The sequence below is a fragment of the Oceanobacillus profundus genome (genome assembly GCF_003515705.1).
Taxonomy (GTDB): domain Bacteria; phylum Bacillota; class Bacilli; order Bacillales; family Amphibacillaceae; genus Oceanobacillus; species Oceanobacillus profundus.
The window spans coordinates 92,891-114,865 of sequence record NZ_QWEH01000010.1; the positions used below are offsets into that span (position 1 = coordinate 92,891).

Genomic DNA, 21,975 nt, shown 5'->3' on the forward strand with positions numbered 1-21,975 from the left:
AAATCCGTATGCTCTTTCAATTCGTCTTACTCAATTGTAACACTTTTATTTTCTATTTTATGCACAGATTGAGAAGTGTTGCCATTCCAATATTCGTATTTTCCGTACAATATCTCTGGTTGAAAAACATTGAATATTTGAGTGTCAAAACAACATAATATATAATCTATACCTTGATATAACAATAAAATGGCATACGTCAATTCGTATGCCATTTAGCTTGTCATTTAACTAATATGCACCTCAAAACGAAACCATTTACTAAAAGATGCGATGCTTTTCTTTTACAATACATTCTCAACTTCTGCGTTTTCTTTCAATTCATCAATTCTTGTCCGCAGTTGCTCACTTTGCTTTTCATTTGTAAGCACATCTTTAATTTGTCCTTCAACTTCTTCTAGCTTACCAATTTCTCCATTTTGCTCTTTTAGCTGATCATAGTACTCTTGTACTTCCTTGTCTGTCACTTCTACTTCAAATTCCGAATCCATATACTTTCTTGTTACTAACTCACCCGTGAGCTGCTCTTTGAACTCATCCTCTGACAATTGTAACTGTTCCAAGAGAGTGGTAAATTGGTCTTCACCACTTGTTTCCTTAATACTAACTAGTTCTTCTTGTACTTCTTCATCTGTCACTTTGATACCTTCATTTTCGGCATCCTGTTTAATAAGAGTCTGTTCAACAAGGATGGATACAGTCTGATCTTTGATCATATCAAGATTACTTACATCTTGTCCATATTGATACATTGTTGATTTTACTTGTGTATATATCGGGTTATAATCCGATCCTGAAATTTCTTCTCCATTAACAACAGCAACCGGATCTTTTTCATCCAGTTTTTCTTCATCCGTAAATTCTAATTCCTGTTGTGCAGCAGGTTGTTCTGAAGTGTCGCCTTCTGTATTTTCATTTTCCTTCGTCTCATCATTCCCACATGCAGCTAGCATGATGATGACTAAGAACGCCAGTGATAGCACACTTAACTTTTTCATAATGGACTCCCTCGCTTCTATTAAGTCTTCTTCCATTCAACCACACATCTATATATGATTTCAAGTGGAAACAAAATAGCTGTTAATTCAGTAATTGCTATTGTAGCAGGGTTTAAAGCGTTTATTTACATTTCCATAACAAAAATTACTTACTTTTGCTTTGAAAGGTAGAGAAAGGCTCTCGACGATCTCTTTTCCTAAGACAGATAGCAAAAAAATACCCTCCGATCTGTTGAAGGCAATCACACACGGCCTTTAACAGATGAGGATATAAAAGTACATCGTAAACTCAAATTATTATAAAGTCTTTCTCTTTAAAATTATAATTAAGAATGTTAATCCACCAACGATTTCGATAATAATTGAAACTACACCTTGCGCGTTAAATACATGATTCATGATAAAATATGAACCAGTTAGTATCAAAAATCCGGTTGCAAGAGCCATTGGGAAAATATATCTATGATCATAAGTTGGCGCCAGCTGATAACTCAACGTTGCAACCAAAAACCCAAAGAAAGTAAGTGGTCCAACCAAAGCCGTTGAGACTGACATCAAAATGGAAACTAATACAAGAACATAAATGATACTAAATTGATGATTTACTCCCAAAGATGTAGAAATATTCTTTCCAAGTGATAATACATTTAAATTTTTTGAATAAGCAAGAAGAAGTAATGCAACAATTATTACGATTGGAATCGCAATAGAAAAATACTCTGGGTCCGCATTATTGACAGAACCAAACAATTTTGCCTGCAAAATATCAAATTCAGCCGGTGCAAGCAGTTTTCTCATGAAAGTTGACAAAGACCTTAAACCTGTACCAATAATGATTCCAACCAATAGCATAAGCTGTAAATTTCCATACTTTCCGGATAGCAACCATCCATAAAGTATCAAACACATTAAGACCATAACAACCACTTGCAATAAAAATGGTCCAGTGCCACTATAACCTATAAATACGCTGGCACCAAAGAAAAACATTGTACCCGTATGTATGGTGGAGTAAAGTGCTTCAAATCCTAAAAGTGAAGGAGTGATTACCCGATTATTCGTAACCGATTGGAAAGCAACCGTCGCCAGGCTTTGACAAATCGCAGCAATAATCATTGCAACAATAGCTACCATTCTTCTTTCAACGACTGGGATAAAGGAAGGGGAATCTACTGGAACTGGATTGTTATAAACTAAAAGTCCGTATGAAGAAAGAACACCTAATCCAATCAACGTTATCAACAATATCCAATAACGCTTTTCCTCCTTCTTAGAACGAAAAGCTTTAGCTGCTCTATTCTTATTAGGAAGGCTAGAAACAATTTTGACATTTTTTTTATTCGTATATTCCAATTTGTTATCCTAGCCTCCTTCTTCTTAATAAAATTACAATAAATACGACTGCGCCCACTGTTCCAAGTATCAAAGAGACAGGTACTTCAAATGGCATTATAATTGTCCTGGATATTATATCAGAAATGGTTAGAGCACCCATCCCGGACACACATACCCAAGGCAAATTACTCCTAAGATCATCACCTCTAAACATGGAAACAATATTTGGTACTATTAAACCTAAAAAAGGTAAATTTCCAATAACAGCTGCGACAATTCCAACTGCCACAGCAATAAGACCCGTACCAATAAGAACAATCTTATTATAGCTTACTCCTAGACTTGTTGTAACATCTTCTCCTAATCCAGCTAAAGTCAATCTATCAGCATAGATAAAAATAAAAATAGTAATGACAACAATCAGCCATAAATATTCATATCTTCCAACTTGAATCGATGCAAAAGAACCTACAAACCAGGTTTCAACATTTTGTGACATTTGAAAAGCGAGCCCAACAAAAGTGGAAATTGCAGAAATGACCGCTCCTAGCATTATCCCAATAATCGGGACAATTAAAGACGAACGAAGTTTAACTCTTCTTAAAAACAAAAAGAAAACCATCGTTCCAATAAAGGAAAAAATGATTGCCGCAGTCATTCTTTGGACTAAAGTTGGCGCCGGGAATAATAAATAAGCAAAAATCAATCCCAAGCCTGCCCATTCAATTGTTCCAGTTGTAGTTGGTTCAACTAAGCGGTTCTGTGTAATAAGTTGCATTACGAGTCCTGCCATTGCCATTGCAGCTCCAGTTAACATTAATGCAGCTGTTCTTGGAATACGAGTGATGAAAAACATTTCCATTCCATCCTCTTGTCCCCGTATATCATAAACCCCAGTAAACATTGAAATAATACCGAGAATAATAACAACTATGATTGCTAATATAAAAGGTTTCGTCCATACTTTATGATGATTAGAACGTTGGGGCTGAGAGTTCTCAGCCCCAAACATTCTTATTATATTTTTAGGCACTATAGTTATACTCCTCTATACTACTCAGCTAAAGTATTTGCAAGATCTTCAAATAACTTTATAAAAGTTTGTATTGATTCATTTGTATACGTGTCTGCTGGTGCATAAACTAACTGTTCTTCAGAAACGGCAGTTGTGTTTTGAAGAGCAGGTGAATTATCGATAACATCCTGAGCAGGAACTGCATCAGTTGAAGATGATACCGCAGCATCACGGTCTAGTACGAAAATCCAATCAGGATCGGTTTGTGCAATAGCTTCAACAGAAATATCATCACCTTCGTGGTCTGCAGAAGCTTGGTCAATTTCTAAAGCCGGAGTCCATTCAAAAATATCATACAACGGTCCCCAAACACGTCCAGAATGTGGAGCTGAAAAAGCAATGTCTCCACCAGATACTATAACACTCATGACTGTATCTGTCCCGTTATATGCAGACTGAGCTTCTTCGATAGCTTGATCAAAATCAGCTACCAATTGTTCAGCCTCTTCATTTTTATCAAAAATTTGCCCCAAAGCGAACGTAGAATCCTTAAATCCATTTACCAAGTTTTCTCCAGGGGTAGCAGCTTCCTCGGAAACATCAATATTAAGATCAATAACAGCTGCATTTGGCACTAATTCTTTTATATCTTCATAATAGCTAGCAAATCTTTGACCGACAATTACAACTTCAGGGTCTACAGCTGCTATAACTTCAAGGTTTGGTTCACGGTGATTTCCAATGTTTTGAACTGATTCATCAGCTACATATGGTAAATCTGCAGGCATTACATCCTTTGGAGCAGCAGATAATTCAATACCCCAATCAGATAATGTTTCAAAAGTTCTATTATCTAAAGCAACGACATTCTTTGGATTTACTGGGACTGTAACAGTTCCATGAGCATCCGTGATTTCGACCGTTGCAGCTTCAGCAGAATCATCTGCTTGCTCTTCTGTTTCAGCAGAATCATTCGCTCCCTCATCCGTTTCATCATTACCTGAATCTGAGCAAGCTGCCAACACCAAAGCAAAAATTGCAAAAATAGCTATAATAAATGCTGATTTAAAATTAGACTTTCTCATTTCTTCTACCTCTTCCCTTATGTAAGTTTTATAGACGAGTAGACTATTGAATTGATGAAATTAATATCTATGTTATATTTTAGTGCGTGAGTTAAAGAATTATTATTTCATTTTACTATAGTGCATAGCTGCAACACGACACAATTGATATTGATAATCAATCTCAATAAATCTATTTAAAGTATATCAAATCAAGAAGCGTTGTCAACTGTATTTTGAAAGCTTAAATTTTTTAAACTTATACCTTGTGCATAAATCATCAGCTCAAAAATCCAATTATTCCCATCCCATTCTCAATTGCAGATGCGATACAGAAGGATTCGTATGAGAATAGTCACTTAAACAATGAAAGAAACCGCTTAAACACAAGCTTCCTGAAAAGATACAACCAATTGATTAAAAACTAAGTTCCGCACCATAGACATGCGTGCTACCTATGAAGGAAGCACGCATGGTTAGGTTAATCGTTCTCAGTTAGCTGCACCAGCCTGAAGCTAAATTGCCGTAGAGAAGATGTTTTTCCTAGATTATACATTTAAAAGGTATGCGGTTTAGACATTTACAAGAAAACAATTATGGACTAAACTTAGCAGCTGGAAGCACGGAACTGTTAACTACTTTTAAAATTATCTTAATGGGAGTCAAAGTATACGCAAAAACGACAACCGTTTTGCATATGAACTGGAATATGCATATCATAGACTTCATTTAATGCCTCTGAATTAATAATTTCGTGTGTTGGCCCATCTTTTACGAGACGTCCATCTCTTAAAGCTACGATGTGGTCTGAATAAACAGAAGCAAAATTAATATCATGCAATACAATCACAACTGTTTTACCTAGCTCATCGACAAGCTTGCGTAATATTTTCATGATTTGTACAGAATGCTTCATATCCAAATTATTCAATGGCTCATCCAGTAAAATATATTCTGTGTCCTGGGCAATAACCATGGAAATAAATGCACGTTGCTTTTGACCGCCAGACAGTTCATCTAAGAATTTATGTTGAATATCTGCTAAGTTCAGATACTCAATTGCCTGGTCGACGATTCGATTATCCTCAGCATTTAAACGACCTTTCGAGTATGGATACCGACCAAACGATACCAATTGTCGAATTGTTAGTTTCACATTTAAAAAATTTGCTTGTCTCAAAATGGCAATGCGCTTAGCGAATTCATTTGATTTCATATTTTTTATATTGTTTTTATCTAGTAATACATCTCCAGTGTCTGAATCTAGCAGTCGGCTTACCATGGAAAGTAGCGTTGATTTTCCTGCACCGTTTGGCCCTATAAACGACGTAATTTTGTTAGGCTTAATTTGAACCGATACATCTTTTACGATAGATTTATTTCCGTACTTCTTTGTCAATCCTTTTATTTCGATCATGTCGTAGCCCTGCTTTCTTTAAGTATTAAATAAGTGAAATAATTATCAGCAATAATAATATACTGATTGTATGGTATGTTATATTTAAAATTTAGACATGCAACACAAGAACTCTCTCACCAACATTGTTTTCGTATCTTTCTATAAATCCGCTTCCAATGGAAGGTGATTCTGTTCATCTGTGAAGTTTCATCTAACCTCTGCTCCTTCTTTTTGGAAAGACGTTATCTGTAGCCTTCACATGTTTTTGTAAAGATATTTCATTATTGAACAACGTTCGTGTTACGCTCATTGTATAACTAATAATGATTATCATTATTAATTATATTATAGATGACACGCATTTTAAAATCAATGTTTCTTCACTAGTCCATCCTCGAATAGTAATAAAATCATACGAACTTAAAGGTTTTTGAATTCATCGGCATTACAAATACAAAATAAAAAGACTGCACTTCATTGTTAGAGACACTCTAACAATGAAGTGCAGTTCATCACAGCATGTTTTTAATTATTTAGGCTCTAATTAGTGCGCGTTCAAAAAGGGGGATAAAAAGAACCGAGATCAGCTAAATTTGCAACGTCCTTTTACAAAGCCGACACTAGCACGTCCTGTGCGTCGGAGTTCGAGGCCGCGTAAGTTCCCCGTACCGGGCTTAAACTCGATATGCTGACTTCGACGTTCGACACAGGACATGTCGGAACTTAGCCGAAGGTCTACTGCTCTCGATGTTTCATTATTACCGGACTTTTTGAACCTTATTAATTACATCCCTCATCTGTACAAAAGGATGTCTTAGATTTCTTTGGATTTAACGATTGGAGAATTGGCTTCTCTTTCTCCTCTTCCCAAACCTTGTTTAGCACTTCTTCAAATACTTCAGCTGGCTGAGCTCCAGAGACAGCATACTTCTCATTGAATACAAAGAATGGTACTCCCTGGACACCAATTTGACGCGCAACATCAATATCTTCGTTTACTTTATTTCGATATTTATCCGATTGCAATACATGTTCCACTTCTTCTTTATCCAAATCTACCTCAGCTGCAAGTTTAATCAGTGTGTCATAATCACTTAGCAACTCAGATTCGGTAAAATACGCGTGAAGAAAGCGTTCGGTAACTTCTTTCCCTTTACCTTTTTCCTCAGCATACTTAGCTACTCGATGGGCGTCAAACGTGTTTGCATATTTCATATCATCAAAATTATAATTTAATCCTACAGTGGCAGCTTGTTGGCCAACCTGTTGATTCATTGTTTTAACTTGCTCAAGTGGAATTCCTTTTAATTCAGAAAATGTTTCATAGAAGTTTTTTCCCGGTATATGCTCAGCTGTTGGGTCAAGCTGATAGCTTTTATACTCTAGTGTAACCTGCTCTTTATGAGGGAATTTTTCCATTGCGTTTTCCAGCCTGCGTTTTCCGATATAGCAAAACGGGCAAACGAAATCGGACCATACTTCGATTTTCATTATAAGCACCTCACTTTTCTGTAAAATAGTGTACCATACCGGCACACGATCTAAAAACAATGTGCTTCATTCTGGTTGGGATTGAAGCATGGAATGAAGTTATTCGTGCACTGTGGTAAGGACGTTTCCAAACATTATAATAAAGGGCTTGCCCGTTCTGGCAGCCCTTTTATTATTAGCCTATCTACTTAAATGTCTTATTCATGAAACGTTTGTTTATCTTGAACAGTACCATCCTGTTTATAAATCGTTAAAGACGTGCCTTTATTTTTGGCAATTTCCTTTGCTCGCTTAACTGCTTCGTCCTTCTTATCGAAAACCTCACTAGCACGTTTTGCACCGCTTGATTGCACTGCCCAGCCATCCTCATGCGCAATCACTTGCTCGCCTTCTTCCAAACGCTCTGGATTACTGTCATATTTTTTACCTTCCTTTGACCTCTCTGTTGGCTTACCATGCTTCTTATAATCTTCAATCTCATCCTTCTCAGCATTCTCACGCCATTCCTTTGCTTGCGTAATAGCTATTGGGATTGCTCGATCATCTTCATAGCCTTCATCCACCATAGAATTGGCAATATCAATTGCTTTTTTTCTCGTAAGCTCATTCAAGTTTTTCATGGAAGAAGGGTAATCATTTAATGTCCAAGGCACTATTCATCACTCCCTCATTTTTCATCACTATTCCCCTGTGGCGAGCAATGAAACATGAAAAACAAATCCTTCAAGTTCTCTTCCTCTTAAACAAAGAAGAAAAGCACAAGCATCCGGGTAGCGACGTAGGGACTGCGCTCAAGACTGCGGCTAGTCGAACATTCTTAAGTAGGAGATCCACTCCAAAGTATAAGATGATCGATGACTTTCTCCTCTACGGGCGAAAGTCAAGTTCATCTAAAAGGAAACATGCCCCCTTTAGGGGTATGCCGATGTTAGGCATAGCCTGGTTTTAATCGGCCATCCTTATACTTGGAGTCAGGTGCCCGCTTTCACCGCAAGGGGATAAGTGCGACTACGCCTCATGTCTTGACAATCGACAAGTCTTCTTTATCGTGTTATGAGGTGAGGGAGTCTTGCTGGCTGAGGCTTTAGCGCTTCGTGGACATGGCTGTACAGGTAACTAAGTTATTCACAGCATTCAAATTTTTAATTTCCTAGACATCGAAAAAAGAAAACAGCTTTGTCTCAGCTGTTTTCCTCTAATAAAGATTGACCCATAATACTGACGCGTTTTGTATTTTTTAATTCTGTCAAGTTTTTCACGCCAATGCCAAACATCGTCATTTTTAATTCGAGTTCAATTTGCTCCATTGTTTCAATCACTGCTTCTGGAGATTCTGTTGCGGCCTGCAGCAAATGACGTGCAAAGCCAATCACATCTGCTCCAATCGTAATTGCTTTTGCTGCATCGACCCCTGTTTTCATTCCGCCACTAGCAACTAACGGGACTTCAGGGAGCTTGCCGCGAACTGAGACTATACAATCCTTTGTTGGAATTCCCCAATTATTAAATGCCTCAGCAGCCGCTTTACGAAGTGGATCACGCGAGCGTAATTTTTCCACCTGACTCCAGGATGTCCCTCCCGCACCAGCAACATCAATATACGAAATTCCAACATTATATAATTGTTCAGCAACTGTACCATCAATGCCAAACCCAACTTCTTTTACACCAACAGGCCTATCTAATGTTTTGCAAACCTGTTCAATTTTAGGTAGAAGTGATTCAAAGTTTAAATCTCCACCATCTTGCACTGCTTCCTGCAGGCTGTTTAAATGAAGCACAATTGAATCTGCACCTGTTTTATCAATAATTCGTTGGCATTCCTCAGCACCATAACCATAATTAAATTGCACGGCACCAATATTAGCAATAATTGGTATTGTTGGGGCCTGTTCGCGAATTAAAAAGGATTCCTTATGTGTATCACTCTCTAGGAAGGCTCGTGTTGAACCGATTGCAAATACCCAACGTTTCTCTTCTGCAGCTAATGCCAGGTTTTGATTAATCGTTGTTGCAAGCTCTGAGCCACCCGTCATGGAGCTAACTAAGAATGGTGCTTTTAGATCCTTTCCAAGAAAGCTCGTATCCAGTGCAATATCAGCAAAGTTTATTTCTGGCAACGCATTATGTATAAAACTGATTCCTTCCAAACCAGTTGACTTATTAACTCCTTCAACATTTCCAGTTAGACAAAGACGAATATGTTCGGTCTTACGTTGATTGATTCCTTGTTCCATGTGAAGTACCCCCGCAAAATTTAAATTGACGTTACCTTCTAGTTTACTTGTTTCCTTGGTGAAAAGAAAGCGAAGTGACGCTTATCATTTCAATAGGTATAATTGACAGAACGCAACATGTTTTTAAATATCCGCATTCTATTTTTATTATATGTTATATTAAAAGAAACAAACCGTATCCTGACAGGGAGGCAGTCACATTGAAGAAGAAGGCCAAACAATTCGCAGCAAAAGCACATGAAGGACAAAAGCGAAAGAATTCCGATGCCCCCTATATAACCCATCCTGTTCGTGTAGCTGAACGTCTAGAGGCGGCTGGATTTCGGGAGGAGCTAGTTTGTGCCGGATACCTGCATGATGTTGTGGAGGATACACTGGTAGAGCTAGAGGATATTGAACTCGAATTTGGACCGGAGGTGTCTCGCCTCGTCGCAGCACACACGGAAGATAAATCGAAATCATGGCAAGAGCGTAAACAGCACACAATTGATATGATAAAAAATGCTGATCCAGAGGTGAAATATTTAGTTGTCGCAGATAAACTCGATAACCTGCTTGGTTTAGAAAAGGATTTGAGAGAACAAGGAGAAGCTGTCTGGGAAAAGTTTAACGCTGGTAGAGAAAAGCAAAGATGGTATAACAAATCGATTGCTTCCAAAATGTATATGGATTAAACAAAGAGAATGCTCCTGATTATTTTCAAGAATTTGAGAAAGCTGTAGATCGGGTATTTGGATAGCTAATAGTTTGGAATTGCAGGCAGCTTTGCAATAATCCCAATACATAAGCACCCTCCTTAGAAATAAGAAAGGTGCTACTTTTATCGCTTTTTATGATGCTTACAGTATTGAGATATGCTTCCATCTGCTTTTCTCATCTTGCTTAGCCTTTTGATCTTGTTTCGCCATCCCATAATTGGAGCTCTCTCATGTCTGGCGTATCGGAACATTACTTTTTATAAAGAAAAATCGACGCTATAACGAATGCGCCGATTTGCTCTATTATCGTCTATTCATCTCATTTGGAACAGCATTACTACGAATGCCTTTATCTAGCTGATCAATTTTATCCATTTCTTCTTTATTTAATTCAAAATCAAATACATCCAGATTCTCCTTCATTCTAGACGGTGTTACTGTTTTAGGGATCACAACCATATCCGATTGCAGATGCCAGCGAAGAATTGTCTGTGCAGGTGTTTTCCCCTGATGTTTCGCTATTTCCTTAATAACATTGTTTTCCAAAACATCTTTACCATTCATCAGTGGACTGTATGCTTCGACTTTAATCCCATGCTTTTCACAAAATGCTCGCAATTCCTTTTGCTGTAAGTATGGATGACACTCCACTTGATTGATTACTGGTACAACCTCACACACTTCTAAAATTCGTTCCAAATGCTCGATATCGAAATTACAAACACCAATAGCTCTTACACGACCTTCTTTGTAGAGCTTTTCTAGTGCTTGATATGTTTCAACATATTGGTCAAATTTCGGAGCTGGCCAATGTATGAGATACAGATCAACGTATTCAATCCCTAACCTTCCTAAGCTTGCATCAAATGCCTTTAACGTGTTCTCATAACCGTGATCACTATTCCATACTTTTGTCGTGATAAAAAGCTCTTCACGTGCAATACCACTCTTTGCAATTGCTTCCCCAACACCGGATTCGTTCCCATATATTTTAGCTGTATCAATCGAACGGTACCCAGCTTGCAGCGCCTGTTCAACCGGGGTTGTCACTTCTTCGTTTGGAACTTTCCAAACACCATAACCTAACTGTGGCATGTGTATACCATTATTCAACGTTATATGCTGCATCTCTCATCTTCCCTTCCATCAGTCTACAATCACTATTTTACCTAACCAATGCTAAATTAACCATTATTCCGAACCAAAGCCTTACGTGTATTAGAATTTTTTTCCTTGTAAAAATTTTTTAATAATTACCTTCATACTTTTGACCTATATACCGATATACTAAATGGAACTTAGGGGGGAGATGGAGATGCAAATGAAAAAAACTAAACAAACAAAGAAACAGAAATCAGCTCAAAAAATTGGAAGAAAGCGAAGATTTCTTTTGCATAATATCAAAATCGGCAAGAAATATTTATATGCATTTATAGCAACAATCCTATTAGTTGCATGTTCAAGTCTATTGGTTTATTTCCAATTGGAACAGGGTCAGCAAGATGTAGAGGCAGCTAATGAATATATTGACCGTGTTAATACACTAACAGAGCTATCATCTGTCATCCAGGCGAAAGATGTTCAAATTGCTGATTATTTACTAACGAGAAATGCAGTTTACATTGATGGCTTTGACAATTATCAAAGCCAGTTCAATGCAATTGTCGAGCAAATGGAACCACTTATGGTAACGGATGAACAACGAGCCATGTATCAAGAACTCATTCTATCTGATGCTGCGATTAATTCTACTTTCACAGATAAAATTGTTACATATATAGAGAACGACCAGGCCACACTTGCTAATACATTACGCGAGACAACGTACAGATTTCGAACGAGTAATGTAGAAATTGTAGATGGTCTTATCGAGACGATGAAAGCGGAGCAAATCGAAGCGACGGAAAATGCAATCGGAAGCATGGAAAGCGTAACTACAATTTTGCTAATTGCGAATATAACTACTATCATCGCTGGAATTATTATTTTTACATTCATAAGCAGAAATGTAACGTCCAACTTAAAGCATATTGTTAAAATCACTTCAGAAGTAGCTAACGGCAACTTAACCGTAGCTAAACTGAATTACAGCGGAAAAGATGAAATAGGGCAGTTAGCTTCATCCATTAACCAGATGAAAGAAAATATGCAGCATGTACTACAAAATGTAACAGCAGCTAGTAGTGCTGTTTCTAGCCGAAGTGAAGAACTGACACAAGCAGCTAACGAAGTAAAAGAAGGAAACACACAAATTGCGCTAACAATGGAGGAACTTTCTTCTGGTGCAGAAACACAGGCAAATGGTGCCTCTGACCTCGCGGAAAACATGAATGAATTTGTGAAAACCGTTATTCAATCTGAGAAAAGCGGGCAGGAGATTGCTACTGCATCACAGGGTGTGCTTGCACTTACAACAGATGGAACAACACTAATGAATGAATCTGTCCAACAAATGCAACGGATTGACACAATTGTTTCCGAATCGGTTGATCGAGTGAAAAATCTAGATAAGCAATCAAAGGAAATTTCGAATCTTGTTTCTGTTATTAAGGAAATTGCAGACCAGACCAACCTGCTTTCATTGAATGCAGCTATAGAAGCTGCTAGAGCTGGCGAGCATGGTAAAGGATTCGCTGTTGTTGCAGATGAGGTTAGGAAGTTATCGGAACAAGTAGCTACATCTGTAGTAGAGATTACTTCTATCGTGAATGCCATCCAGTCCGATACAAAGCATGTTGTCGAGTCCCTGTCTTCAGGATATAACGAGGTTCAGACAGGATCTGACCATATAGAAGAAACGAGACAAAGCTTCGACACCATTAAAGAGGCCGTTACTGCGATGACAACAAAAATCACTTCTATTTCAGCTAATTTAAAAGACATAGCTGGGAATAGTAATGCAATGAACAATCTTATTGAAGAAATTGCTTCTGTATCAGAAGAATCTGCTGCAGGAGTTGAGCAAGCAGCAGCTTCTGCACAACAGACAGCTAGTTCCATGGAAGAGGTTTCCCATAGTGCTGATGAGCTTGCCGGTCTTGCAGAACAATTAAATGAACAGCTAACTAGCTTTAAACTCTAGTATTATATTAAGTGATACTACATTCAATGGAGGGTACCTTTCCTCTCCCGCTGAATGTTAGCAGCGCAAGGGAGAACTGCAGACCCTTGGACACTGTTCATCCTCCACCTTCACTCGTTTTATTAGTGGGGGATTACAGCCCCTTAATACGTGTAATAAAGGCAGACTGCAACTTAATATTGAGTCTGCCTTTGCTACTTTAGGAAGCTGCTATCTATAACGAAAAGCAATTTCCCATAATATAAAATATTGGTATTGCTTCAATATTAGTTGCCTTTATACTAGAAAACTTGACATTTACCAAGTCTTCAGATGAATGCCTTAGTTGCGCTTATGCCGATAAGAATGTTTTTATGCTTTGGCATCTTCCAAAAAGCAATCCTTCGTATGATCATTTACCATACCAGTTGCTTGCATAAATGCATAGCAAATCGTTGGTCCAACAAATGTAAAACCACGCTTTTTCAAATCCTTACTCATTTCCTCAGATTCAGGTGTTATTGCCGGCACCTCCTCAATCGATAACCATTCATTTATAATGGGAGTTTCTCCAACAAATCGCCAAATATAGTTATCAAACGAACCAAATTCTTCTTGAACCTTGATAAACGCATGTGCATTTGTAATTACGGATCTTATTTTTCGCTTGTTACGAATGATCCCTTCGTTTTGCTCAAGCTCCGCAATCTTAGCATCGTTGTACACGCTGATTTTTTTTACATCAAAATAATCAAACGCTTCTCGGTAATGCTCCCTGCGCTTTAATATTGTAATCCAGCTCAATCCTGCTTGCGCACCTTCCAGCGTGAGCATTTCAAATAATTTCCTGTCATCATGAACAGGTCTTCCCCATTCATGATCATGATAGTCTATATAAAGTTGGTCTGTTGTCACCCATGCACACCGCTTTTTATCCATCTACTTCAACTTCATTTTCATCATAGGAAATCCAATCACTGAAACTCCCTGGATACAGCTTTACATTTTTAAAACCAGCAGATTTCAACGCCAAAATATTCGGACATGCTGATACACCAGAACCACAGGATACAATAATTTCATCCTCCTTGGAAAGGTCAGAGAAATGCCGCTCGAGATCCTCCCCCTTTTTCCATGTGCCATCAGCAGCTACTAAATCCTTCCAAAAATAATTTACAGCTCCAGGAATATGTCCTGCCCTGCGGTACAATGGCTCTGTTTTCCCTTGATAGCGTTCGGGTGCTCTGGAATCAATAAGTACAGCTGCATTGTCTTCTGTTTTCTTCCTCACTTCTTCCATATCTACTGTGTTTTCATTGCGAATTACAGCATGAAATTCTTTTGCATTTAAGGATGGTATTTCGTCTGTTACTTTATTGCCTTCCTCTATCCAACGATGATAACCACCCTCTAAAATATATACCTTATCGTGGCCAATCACTTCCAATAACCACCATAGTCTTGCAGCAAACATCTCATTTCCCTGATCATAAATAACTACTGTCGTATCATTATCAATTCCAATGTTCCCCACTTTTGCAGCAAACATTTCTAAATTGGGAAGCGGATGATTTCCACCATGCTTTTCTGCACGATCCGATAAATCCTTATTTAAATCCATATACACCGCTCCAGGCAGATGATCTTTTAAATACATTTTTCTCCCTGCATCTGGATCTTCCAATTGGAAGCGCACGTCAACAATCACTGTATTATCTTGTCCATTTTCTAACCGTTTTTTTAAACGACTGACACTGATTATATTTTTCATTATTATCCTCCTCACAGATTCCCTACTACCAAATATTCCTATCCACTATACTCTGTAATATGAAGAATATTGAGAATAAGGATTTAGCCACTTGTATGATTATTACCCTATTTTAAATTTATTTCGACAAAAATTCACTTATTCCTCTTTCTATTTATTTCGAGTTCCGTTATTTAATATGTTAAAATATACATAATTGAAACTAAAGGAGCAAACAAAAATGAAAAAGGAAATTATTAAACGTTTTACTACATATGTAAAAATAGATACACAATCAAATGAAGATTCTACAACAACACCGACTACAGAAGGCCAGCTTGAGCTTGTTAACCTGTTAGCAGAAGAACTAAGGGAAATAGGAATGGAAGATGTGGAAGTTGATGAAAACGGTTATCTAATGGCTACCCTTCCATCCAATACTGATAAAGATGTCCCAACAATCGGCTTTTTGGCACATGTGGATACTGCTACAGACTTCACTGGTAAAAATGTCAATCCACAAATTGTAGAGAAATTTGATGGAAACGATATCGTATTAAATCAGGAATTAAATGTTGTACTATCTGCAAATGAATTCCCGGAGTTACCAAGCTATAAAGGACATACGTTAATCACTACGGATGGTACAACCTTACTTGGAGCAGATAATAAAGCAGGAATTGCAGAAATTATGACTGCGATGAACTATTTAATTCAGCATCCTGAAATTGAGCATGGACGAATCCGTATTGCATTCACACCAGATGAAGAAATTGGTCGAGGACCTCATAAATTCGATGTATCCCGTTTTGATGCATCATATGCCTATACGGTAGATGGCGGTCCACTAGGTGAATTACAATACGAAAGCTTTAATGCAGCGGCAGCTAAAGTAACTTTCCATGGTAATAGTGTTCATCCTGGTACAGCTAAAAATAAAATGGTTAACTCCGGTAAATTAGCTGCAGCGTTCATTAACAAATTTCCAGATCAAGAATCACCAGAACATACAGAAGGCTATGAGGGCTTCTACCATCTTATTTCTGTTAATGGCGATGTAGAACAGACAAAGGTTTACTACATTATTCGTGATCATGATCGTGAAAAGTTTGAAGCAAGAAAAGCAACCGTAGAGCAATTTGTAAATGAGATGAAGTCACAGTATAGAGAAACAGCTATCCGATTAGAAATGAAAGACCAATATTATAATATGCGAGAAAAAATTGAGCCTGTGAAGGAAATTGTTGAAATCGCAGAGCAAGCGATGAAAAATTTAAACATTGAACCAATCATCGAGCCGGTTCGAGGTGGAACGGACGGTTCACAGCTCTCTTATATGGGACTCCCTACACCAAACATCTTTACAGGCGGGGAGAACTTCCATGGGAAATTTGAATATATTTCCGTAGATAACATGGAAAAGGCTTCGCATGTAATTATCGAAATTAGTAAATTGTTTGCTGCTAAGTAAGTACAAAAGCGGAGGCTCGGTTAGGTCCGCAAGAGTCAGGCCCACTTGATGGGTCTGATTTTTTTCTCTAAAAGCACAAGTTTATAGAGAAACGTAACTTTAAATCTCTCTCTGTCTATGATTTTTCTGAATGATTTGCATTTTCCTCGTATATTGCTCTTGAAGTATTATGTATGAGAAAATGAATGAAGCTTTTTACTTCTGCTCGTCATCGTAGAAACATAGATTAATAGTAGTGTGTTCAAAAAGCCTTTTTGAACAACCTCTAGCAGCAGAAACACAAGGAGAGAATGCTAATGTTTAAAAAACCTATCATAAATATGTGTCTAATTTTAATGCTACCAACCTTTACGGCAGCTTGTAATGCTCCCGAACAACCAAGTAATGATTCGAAAAATCCTGAAGAAACACCTGCACATTCAGAATCTGATCCAACAGATAGAGAGGAATTCACCGAAATCCCTAATGAATCACTCCAAAAAAAGGATTCAGGTGAGAAAGTAAAGCAACTCCAACTTGCTTTAAATGAAGTTGGGTACGAGCTTAATCCAAGTGGTGACTATGACGAAACGACAACATGGGCAATAACGGATTTTCAGTTACAACATGATACCTTACTCGCATCAGGCATCTATGATGAACCAACTAAACAACAATTAGAACAGCTTATTGAAAATAAAGATGTCATTAAATCTGGTGAAGGGTTGCCTCTAAAAGCAGAGCCAGCTTTCACCAATTCAGGAACAGAAATTATTGCGAATCCATACGATCAACTCGGGTTGATTAACAAAGAACATGCTTTACCAGAAGATTATATACCAGAAGATCTTGTGATTCCGGATGTACCATTCCCATTTGCAGAGGATCTACCTAAAAAACAAATGCGTCAAGCTGCAGCTGCAGCCTTGGAAGAGCTATTTCAAGCCGCAGAAGAGGCAGAGCTTGAACTCTTTGCTCAATCCGGCTATCGTTCTTACGAAAGGCAAGACTCGATATTTGCAGCAAATGTACAAGCACATGGTGAAGAAGCCGCAAATAACTTTAGTGCTCGTCCTGGAGAAAGTGAACATCAATCAGGTCTAACAATGGATGTTACAAGTCCAGCAGTAGATTTTGATTTAGTAATTGAATTTGGTGAAACAGAAGAAGGTAAGTGGATTAAAGAAAATGCTGCAGATTACGGATTCATTATCCGGTATCCAGAAGGAAAAGAAGACATAACAATCTACCAATTTGAACCATGGCATCTCCGTTATGTAGGTGTAAAAGCAGCAAAAGAAATTATGTCACAAGCTATTACATTAGAAGAATATTTAGAAGCAGATAAATAGAACACATCTTGCAATCCTGTTTCCTTGGAACAGGATTTCTTCTTTTTTCAACCCCTTATTATAAGGGAAACATTATCTCACCTCCCTAATCCATGACATTTCTTTGTGCAAATCCAAGTCAATTTGTGCATCTAATGCGCGAATTCGTTTCAATGCATCAGATCCTTCAATCGTTTTATAATGATGCTTGCCACCGTTCTCTTCATCTGCTTCATCTGCCATCGCTACTACTTGTTGAAGTGGCTTTAGTTCTAGTTCTCCCTTTGGCAAATACGAATCGGTGTGAAGGAGGACAGCAACAGCAATCTCTTTTGCTGATTGTCGATCTTCCCCTATCCGGATAAGCAGCTTATGTGCACGACTGGCACCTTTAATCGCATGGATATCATTTTCTTTATAGAGATCATAATCCCATTCACCATCTCGATACCATGTGTAATGTCCAATGTCATGTAACAATGCTGCCTTTGCTGCTAGATCTGGATTCACATCAAACTCTTTTGAAAACATATATGCATATTCAGCAACAGCAATCGCATGGGCAATCCCAGATCGACTCAAATATTTCTGTGTGATTGGATGAACAAAAATCTGCTCCAGCGTAACGTTTCTCATTCGAATTCTCTCCTTTCGATGTAATTATTGCTAGGTAAAATTTCAACGACTATATCATAAATTCTACTTACTTGCAATAATAACCGATTATATTAATTTAAAACATCGTCTAAAAGCGGAAGTTCTCTACGAAGATGATTACTTCGCTGATGGCTGTTCTAGTAAAACAAGTACATGCGTACAGGTTAGAAAACCCGGCATGCGCAAAGTCTTATAGCGAACTCCTAATTGCACTTATAAGTTTTATACTTTATTATCTGCCAAAAAACACTGTCCACCTAAGGTGAACAGCGTTTTTCTTTAAAATGGCTTCAAAATCATCAATGCAATAATGATTAAGAAAATGATATTGGTTATATGCTCGAAAAAGAATAGCTTACCAGCTAATCTATAATAGCTCTCTGGTATTGTTTCTCCCTTATGGGTTTTTAAAATGTCCTTTATCGGCTTTGATTTTGGAGATAATACAAATGGTCCAAATGCTAATGCAGTTAAAAACAGACTGAGACTTAGCCAATACCAGCCCTGCGTAAATAAATAGGTATTAAGGAAACCCATCCAAACACCAGTAACAAGTAACAACGTGCCACCAATCATCGTATAAATATGTAATTGATTACGGATTACAAAAGCATGACGAAGCTCCGTCATATTACTCGCCTTTTTCACGATTACAGTCATCACAAGGCCTGGACCCATTCCCAATATGGCAGAAAATATATGAATAAATACTAATAATCCATAGAATGACATCAACTCAACCTCCTCACTCGTTATCATACACCCATTTATTCAGTGAAGGCTGTGATATCTGTCACAAAAAAAGCACAGTATGAATACGTTGTGAAATTTCGTACTTCCCTGGCACTACGATAATAACGATTTTGTACAAGAACGATGTACTTGGCTTTTTATAACTCCTGAAAAGCAGCTTGAATCAACACGTTGCTTTTTAAAAGTTTATCAGATACAATTTAAATGATAACAATTATCAATTAAAAACAATATAGGGGTCGTTTTTATGCAAAAATCAGAATTAACAAAAATCATTAGAGGAAGACGGGCAGTTAAAAAAGGATATAATGATAAAATAGTTACGGAAGAAGTCGTGTTGGAATTGTTAGACGATGCCATTTGGGCACCAAATCACGGGATGAGACAACCTTGGAGATTTATTTTTGTTAATGCCGATCAAAAAGCCAGCTTTGCGAAGAAAATTGCTTCTACCTATCCTGAGGAAAGACAGCAAAACAGAGAAGATTATTTGAATGAGCCAAGCGCTATTTTAGTTGTCATTATGGATGAACCGGATATCCCGAAACAATGGGATGAAAACTACGGTGCAATATCTGCCATGATTCAGAACTTTTGGCTACTTGCATGGGAGCAAAAGCTTGGAGTCGTCTGGAAAACAAACCCACATATTTACGATCCAAAAGTAAAAGAAATTCTTGCTGTAAATGGCAACGAAAAAATTGTTGGTTTTCTCCATATGGGGTATTTTGATGAACTACCTGAAACAAAGGAAAGAATTTCAGCAAAAGCTAAATTCAGTCTGTTTGAAGGTTAATTATAATAATAATGAGCGGCTAAGATCAGGTATGAACTTTGCCGCTCTTCTTATTTACCACGTCTTCTTTTAGCTTCTTTAAGATCCTCCTGGGTAATTTCTCCACTTTCCAACCTTTTCTTCATTATTTCTAATGAATCATCTGTTTCTGGCTGAGACTTTTCCGCTCTAAATTTACTCAAAATAACGATAATAATGATGAAAATAATAATGGTTAAAACGAATCTCACAATTAATTCCATAGGCATTATCCTCACCTCACTATGCAGCATTCCCTTTTTCTAAATTCTTTAATCTAAACTAGTGAGGGGCATATCCCTTTTATAGCGCTAATTCACTTTATTATAGTATTCTGTCCATTTCTCTGTTCCTGTCTCATAAAAATAGCGCCATGCGGCATTTCCATTTTCATAGGCCGCTCCCCAATTTTCTGTTTGATTATCGTAGCCATAGCTCCAAATTGTCGTCGAACGTTCGTAGAATATACTCCACAGATTATTAGCATTCTCCATTTGGCGTTCAGTTGTTAAATAGTTTATCAGATCTTCTGCCCGGTCAAATTCCAGTTCGGATTTTTCCATAATAGCGTAGCCTGTTTCATCCGCTTGTTCCATCAATTGCTGTGAAAGCTCATCAGCTCGCTTCATACCTTCTTGTTGCCATGTTTCCCATGCCTCTTGCAGACGATTATATTCTTCTTCCCAATAATCTTCTAAGTCCTGCTTATTACCAGCATATGTGAATTCACCTTTTCCAGCTTCTGCAACTTGCTCTAATAATTCTTGAGCCTCATCATCAACCTGGAACCCTATAATATTAATAATTGGCTGGACATCTTTCTGATTCAATTGTTCAGCAACCTTAATAGGATCTCCATCACAGGTTTCAATTCCATCACTTACAACATAAACAATAGCAGTGGATGCATGATCTGGAATATCCTTTTCTGCTGCCTCTAATGCATTTGCAATTGGTGTCCATCCAGCTGGTTCTACTCCTTTAAGTGCGCTCATAAATTCCTTTTCGTTCATTTCTCCATTGTATAACGACTCCGTCGCACTACACGATAGCTTTTTATCATCATCTGATCCTGTTCCTTCATGACCATATACGCGTAATGAAACGGTACTGTTTGCTGGTAGAATATCAATAAAATTTCCAATTGCTTCTTTCGCTAATTCCATGCGACTTGTGCCGTCACTTTGATTATTCATACTACCACTTGCATCTAATAAAATTGCAAAGTGAGAAGTAGAGGTAGCCATTTCCTCAGATGGTTCCTCCAGTTCTTCATCCGGTTTATCTACATTAACCTCAACCGTTGGATCGAACGTTACAAATGTCTCCACTTCCGCATGATAATCTTCCCGAATTAATCGTAAAATTGCTGCTTCCAGCTCTTCCTCTGACAGATTTTCTGGCAGTTGATCGAGCATATCCTTTGCAGAAGCTAGATCATATTTATCCCCACTGTATAATCCAGCTTCCACAATCAGTTCCTGCTCCAGCTCGTCTAAATCACGTGGCAAACCATCTAATGAATAAGATTCCATTTCTGTTTGCCACCATTCAGTTTTCGCTTTTTCTTCTGCCTCTGATTCTTCCACATGACTCGTATCATCCGGTTCAGCAGTTTCTTCAGATTTGCTACAAGCAGAAAAAACAAATATACAGCCCAATAAAAGTATGATTGCTTTTTTCATAATAGACTCCTTTAAAATAAATATGTATACATGTTATTATACTAGAAAATGACCTAAAATTATAAAAATTTATTGATTATCGTCATTGTGGTGATCGGTTCCCGAATGAAGCGGGAGCATGGCCAGTCGATAACTCATTATGCCGATGGGTTACCAAACAAAGCTTGAGCACAGACATTCGGGCACTTATTACTTTAAATAATGACCGAAAAGCAGAGTAAGATCACTACTAAAAAA

General features: G+C 37.7%; 20 protein-coding genes. 5 read left to right on the top strand and 15 right to left on the bottom strand.

Going from position 1 to position 21,975, the window contains the following annotated elements; translation table 11 throughout:
• Window positions 1–284 precede the first annotated feature (284 nt).
• The 8 genes from D1B32_RS14815 to fni all read right to left on the bottom strand — a co-directional run bounded on the left by D1B32_RS14815 (window position 285) and on the right by fni (window position 9,539).
• The gene (locus tag D1B32_RS14815; RefSeq protein WP_240033802.1) at window positions 285–1,034 is read right to left on the bottom strand and encodes a SurA N-terminal domain-containing protein; all 750 of its coding nucleotides are present in this window, start codon (window positions 1,032–1,034) and stop codon (window positions 285–287) included.
• 261 nt (window positions 1,035–1,295) lie between these two features.
• Window positions 1,296–2,351 (bottom strand): iron chelate uptake ABC transporter family permease subunit, encoded by a 1,056-nt coding sequence (locus tag D1B32_RS14820; RefSeq protein ID WP_095311712.1) that lies wholly within the window; start codon window positions 2,349–2,351, stop codon window positions 1,296–1,298.
• Between the two features lie 4 nt (window positions 2,352–2,355).
• Window positions 2,356–3,366: an ABC transporter permease gene (locus D1B32_RS14825; protein ID WP_392391111.1), complete on the bottom strand. Its 1,011-nt coding sequence runs from the start codon at window positions 3,364–3,366 to the stop codon at window positions 2,356–2,358.
• Between the two features lie 20 nt (window positions 3,367–3,386).
• Entirely contained in the window at window positions 3,387–4,433 is a 1,047-nt protein-coding gene (locus D1B32_RS14830) for a siderophore ABC transporter substrate-binding protein (protein ID WP_118889759.1), read from the bottom strand.
• 631 nt (window positions 4,434–5,064) lie between these two features.
• On the bottom strand, window positions 5,065–5,829 hold the full coding sequence (locus D1B32_RS14835; protein WP_118889760.1) for an iron ABC transporter ATP-binding protein: 765 nt from the start codon (window positions 5,827–5,829) through the stop codon (window positions 5,065–5,067).
• A 762-nt stretch (window positions 5,830–6,591) separates the two neighbouring features.
• On the bottom strand, window positions 6,592–7,302 hold the full coding sequence (locus tag D1B32_RS14840) for a DsbA family oxidoreductase (RefSeq protein ID WP_095311706.1): 711 nt from the start codon (window positions 7,300–7,302) through the stop codon (window positions 6,592–6,594).
• 197 nt (window positions 7,303–7,499) lie between these two features.
• Window positions 7,500–7,955, bottom strand: a complete 456-nt coding sequence (locus D1B32_RS14845) for a DUF2188 domain-containing protein (protein ID WP_095311704.1) — start codon at window positions 7,953–7,955, stop codon at window positions 7,500–7,502.
• Between the two features lie 528 nt (window positions 7,956–8,483).
• Complete coding sequence (fni, locus tag D1B32_RS14855; protein ID WP_095311700.1) at window positions 8,484–9,539, bottom strand: type 2 isopentenyl-diphosphate Delta-isomerase; 1,056 nt, start codon at window positions 9,537–9,539, stop codon at window positions 8,484–8,486.
• Between the two features lie 200 nt (window positions 9,540–9,739).
• Here fni and D1B32_RS14860 point away from each other — a divergent pair, with 200 nt between their 5' ends.
• The gene (locus D1B32_RS14860) at window positions 9,740–10,213 is read left to right on the top strand and encodes an HD domain-containing protein (RefSeq protein ID WP_316246660.1); all 474 of its coding nucleotides are present in this window, start codon (window positions 9,740–9,742) and stop codon (window positions 10,211–10,213) included.
• 327 nt (window positions 10,214–10,540) lie between these two features.
• Here D1B32_RS14860 and D1B32_RS14865 read toward each other — a convergent pair whose 3' ends face one another.
• Complete coding sequence (locus tag D1B32_RS14865) at window positions 10,541–11,365, bottom strand: aldo/keto reductase (RefSeq protein WP_095311697.1); 825 nt, start codon at window positions 11,363–11,365, stop codon at window positions 10,541–10,543.
• A 187-nt stretch (window positions 11,366–11,552) separates the two neighbouring features.
• On the opposite strand from D1B32_RS14865, the gene D1B32_RS14870 reads away from it, so the two are divergent.
• Window positions 11,553–13,319, top strand: a complete 1,767-nt coding sequence (locus tag D1B32_RS14870) for a methyl-accepting chemotaxis protein (RefSeq protein ID WP_240033803.1) — start codon at window positions 11,553–11,555, stop codon at window positions 13,317–13,319.
• Window positions 13,320–13,670: 351 nt separating this feature from the next.
• On the opposite strand, the gene D1B32_RS14875 is transcribed toward D1B32_RS14870, so the two are convergent.
• Complete coding sequence (locus tag D1B32_RS14875; protein ID WP_118889761.1) at window positions 13,671–14,237, bottom strand: DNA-3-methyladenine glycosylase I; 567 nt, start codon at window positions 14,235–14,237, stop codon at window positions 13,671–13,673.
• The gene (locus D1B32_RS14880; RefSeq protein ID WP_118889762.1) at window positions 14,230–15,069 is read right to left on the bottom strand and encodes a sulfurtransferase; all 840 of its coding nucleotides are present in this window, start codon (window positions 15,067–15,069) and stop codon (window positions 14,230–14,232) included. The genes D1B32_RS14875 and D1B32_RS14880 overlap by 8 nt, the downstream gene beginning before the upstream one ends.
• Window positions 15,070–15,289: 220 nt before the next feature.
• On the opposite strand from D1B32_RS14880, the gene pepT reads away from it, so the two are divergent.
• Together pepT and D1B32_RS14890 are read left to right on the top strand one after the other, a co-directional pair.
• A complete protein-coding gene (gene pepT, locus D1B32_RS14885) occupies window positions 15,290–16,519 on the top strand; it encodes a peptidase T (protein WP_118889763.1) in 1,230 nt (409 codons plus the stop codon).
• 296 nt (window positions 16,520–16,815) lie between these two features.
• On the top strand, window positions 16,816–17,850 hold the full coding sequence (locus tag D1B32_RS14890) for a D-alanyl-D-alanine carboxypeptidase family protein (RefSeq protein ID WP_095311687.1): 1,035 nt from the start codon (window positions 16,816–16,818) through the stop codon (window positions 17,848–17,850).
• A 72-nt stretch (window positions 17,851–17,922) separates the two neighbouring features.
• Here D1B32_RS14890 and D1B32_RS14895 read toward each other — a convergent pair whose 3' ends face one another.
• Together D1B32_RS14895 and D1B32_RS14900 are read right to left on the bottom strand one after the other, a co-directional pair.
• Window positions 17,923–18,465, bottom strand: coding sequence for an HD domain-containing protein (locus tag D1B32_RS14895; RefSeq protein WP_095311686.1), 543 nt, complete (start codon window positions 18,463–18,465; stop codon window positions 17,923–17,925).
• 300 nt (window positions 18,466–18,765) lie between these two features.
• On the bottom strand, window positions 18,766–19,218 hold the full coding sequence (locus D1B32_RS14900; RefSeq protein ID WP_095311684.1) for a DUF2269 domain-containing protein: 453 nt from the start codon (window positions 19,216–19,218) through the stop codon (window positions 18,766–18,768).
• 268 nt (window positions 19,219–19,486) lie between these two features.
• On the opposite strand from D1B32_RS14900, the gene D1B32_RS14905 reads away from it, so the two are divergent.
• On the top strand, window positions 19,487–20,035 hold the full coding sequence (locus D1B32_RS14905) for a nitroreductase family protein (protein WP_095311682.1): 549 nt from the start codon (window positions 19,487–19,489) through the stop codon (window positions 20,033–20,035).
• A 50-nt stretch (window positions 20,036–20,085) separates the two neighbouring features.
• Here the strand turns inward: D1B32_RS14905 and D1B32_RS14910 are convergent, their stop codons facing one another.
• A complete protein-coding gene (locus tag D1B32_RS14910; RefSeq protein ID WP_095311680.1) occupies window positions 20,086–20,283 on the bottom strand; it encodes a hypothetical protein in 198 nt (65 codons plus the stop codon).
• A gap of 81 nt (window positions 20,284–20,364) precedes the next feature.
• Entirely contained in the window at window positions 20,365–21,738 is a 1,374-nt protein-coding gene (locus tag D1B32_RS14915; RefSeq protein WP_095311678.1) for a VWA domain-containing protein, read from the bottom strand.
• Between the last annotated feature and the right edge of the window lie 237 nt (window positions 21,739–21,975).

Coding starts and splice junctions, on each gene's coding strand:
- D1B32_RS14815 (WP_240033802.1), bottom strand. CDS start 1,034: ATGGAAGAAGACTTAATAGAAGCGAGGGAGTCCATTATGAAAAAGTTA.
- D1B32_RS14830 (WP_118889759.1), bottom strand. CDS start 4,433: ATGAGAAAGTCTAATTTTAAATCAGCATTTATTATAGCTATTTTTGCA.
- D1B32_RS14835 (WP_118889760.1), bottom strand. CDS start 5,829: ATGATCGAAATAAAAGGATTGACAAAGAAGTACGGAAATAAATCTATC.
- D1B32_RS14840 (WP_095311706.1), bottom strand. CDS start 7,302: ATGAAAATCGAAGTATGGTCCGATTTCGTTTGCCCGTTTTGCTATATC.
- fni (WP_095311700.1), bottom strand. CDS start 9,539: ATGGAACAAGGAATCAATCAACGTAAGACCGAACATATTCGTCTTTGT.
- D1B32_RS14865 (WP_095311697.1), bottom strand. CDS start 11,365: ATGCAGCATATAACGTTGAATAATGGTATACACATGCCACAGTTAGGT.
- D1B32_RS14870 (WP_240033803.1), top strand. CDS start 11,553: ATGCAAATGAAAAAAACTAAACAAACAAAGAAACAGAAATCAGCTCAA.
- D1B32_RS14875 (WP_118889761.1), bottom strand. CDS start 14,237: ATGGATAAAAAGCGGTGTGCATGGGTGACAACAGACCAACTTTATATA.
- D1B32_RS14880 (WP_118889762.1), bottom strand. CDS start 15,069: ATGAAAAATATAATCAGTGTCAGTCGTTTAAAAAAACGGTTAGAAAAT.
- pepT (WP_118889763.1), top strand. CDS start 15,290: ATGAAAAAGGAAATTATTAAACGTTTTACTACATATGTAAAAATAGAT.
- D1B32_RS14890 (WP_095311687.1), top strand. CDS start 16,816: ATGTTTAAAAAACCTATCATAAATATGTGTCTAATTTTAATGCTACCA.
- D1B32_RS14895 (WP_095311686.1), bottom strand. CDS start 18,465: ATGAGAAACGTTACGCTGGAGCAGATTTTTGTTCATCCAATCACACAG.
- D1B32_RS14900 (WP_095311684.1), bottom strand. CDS start 19,218: ATGTCATTCTATGGATTATTAGTATTTATTCATATATTTTCTGCCATA.
- D1B32_RS14905 (WP_095311682.1), top strand. CDS start 19,487: ATGCAAAAATCAGAATTAACAAAAATCATTAGAGGAAGACGGGCAGTT.
- D1B32_RS14910 (WP_095311680.1), bottom strand. CDS start 20,283: ATGCCTATGGAATTAATTGTGAGATTCGTTTTAACCATTATTATTTTC.
- D1B32_RS14915 (WP_095311678.1), bottom strand. CDS start 21,738: ATGAAAAAAGCAATCATACTTTTATTGGGCTGTATATTTGTTTTTTCT.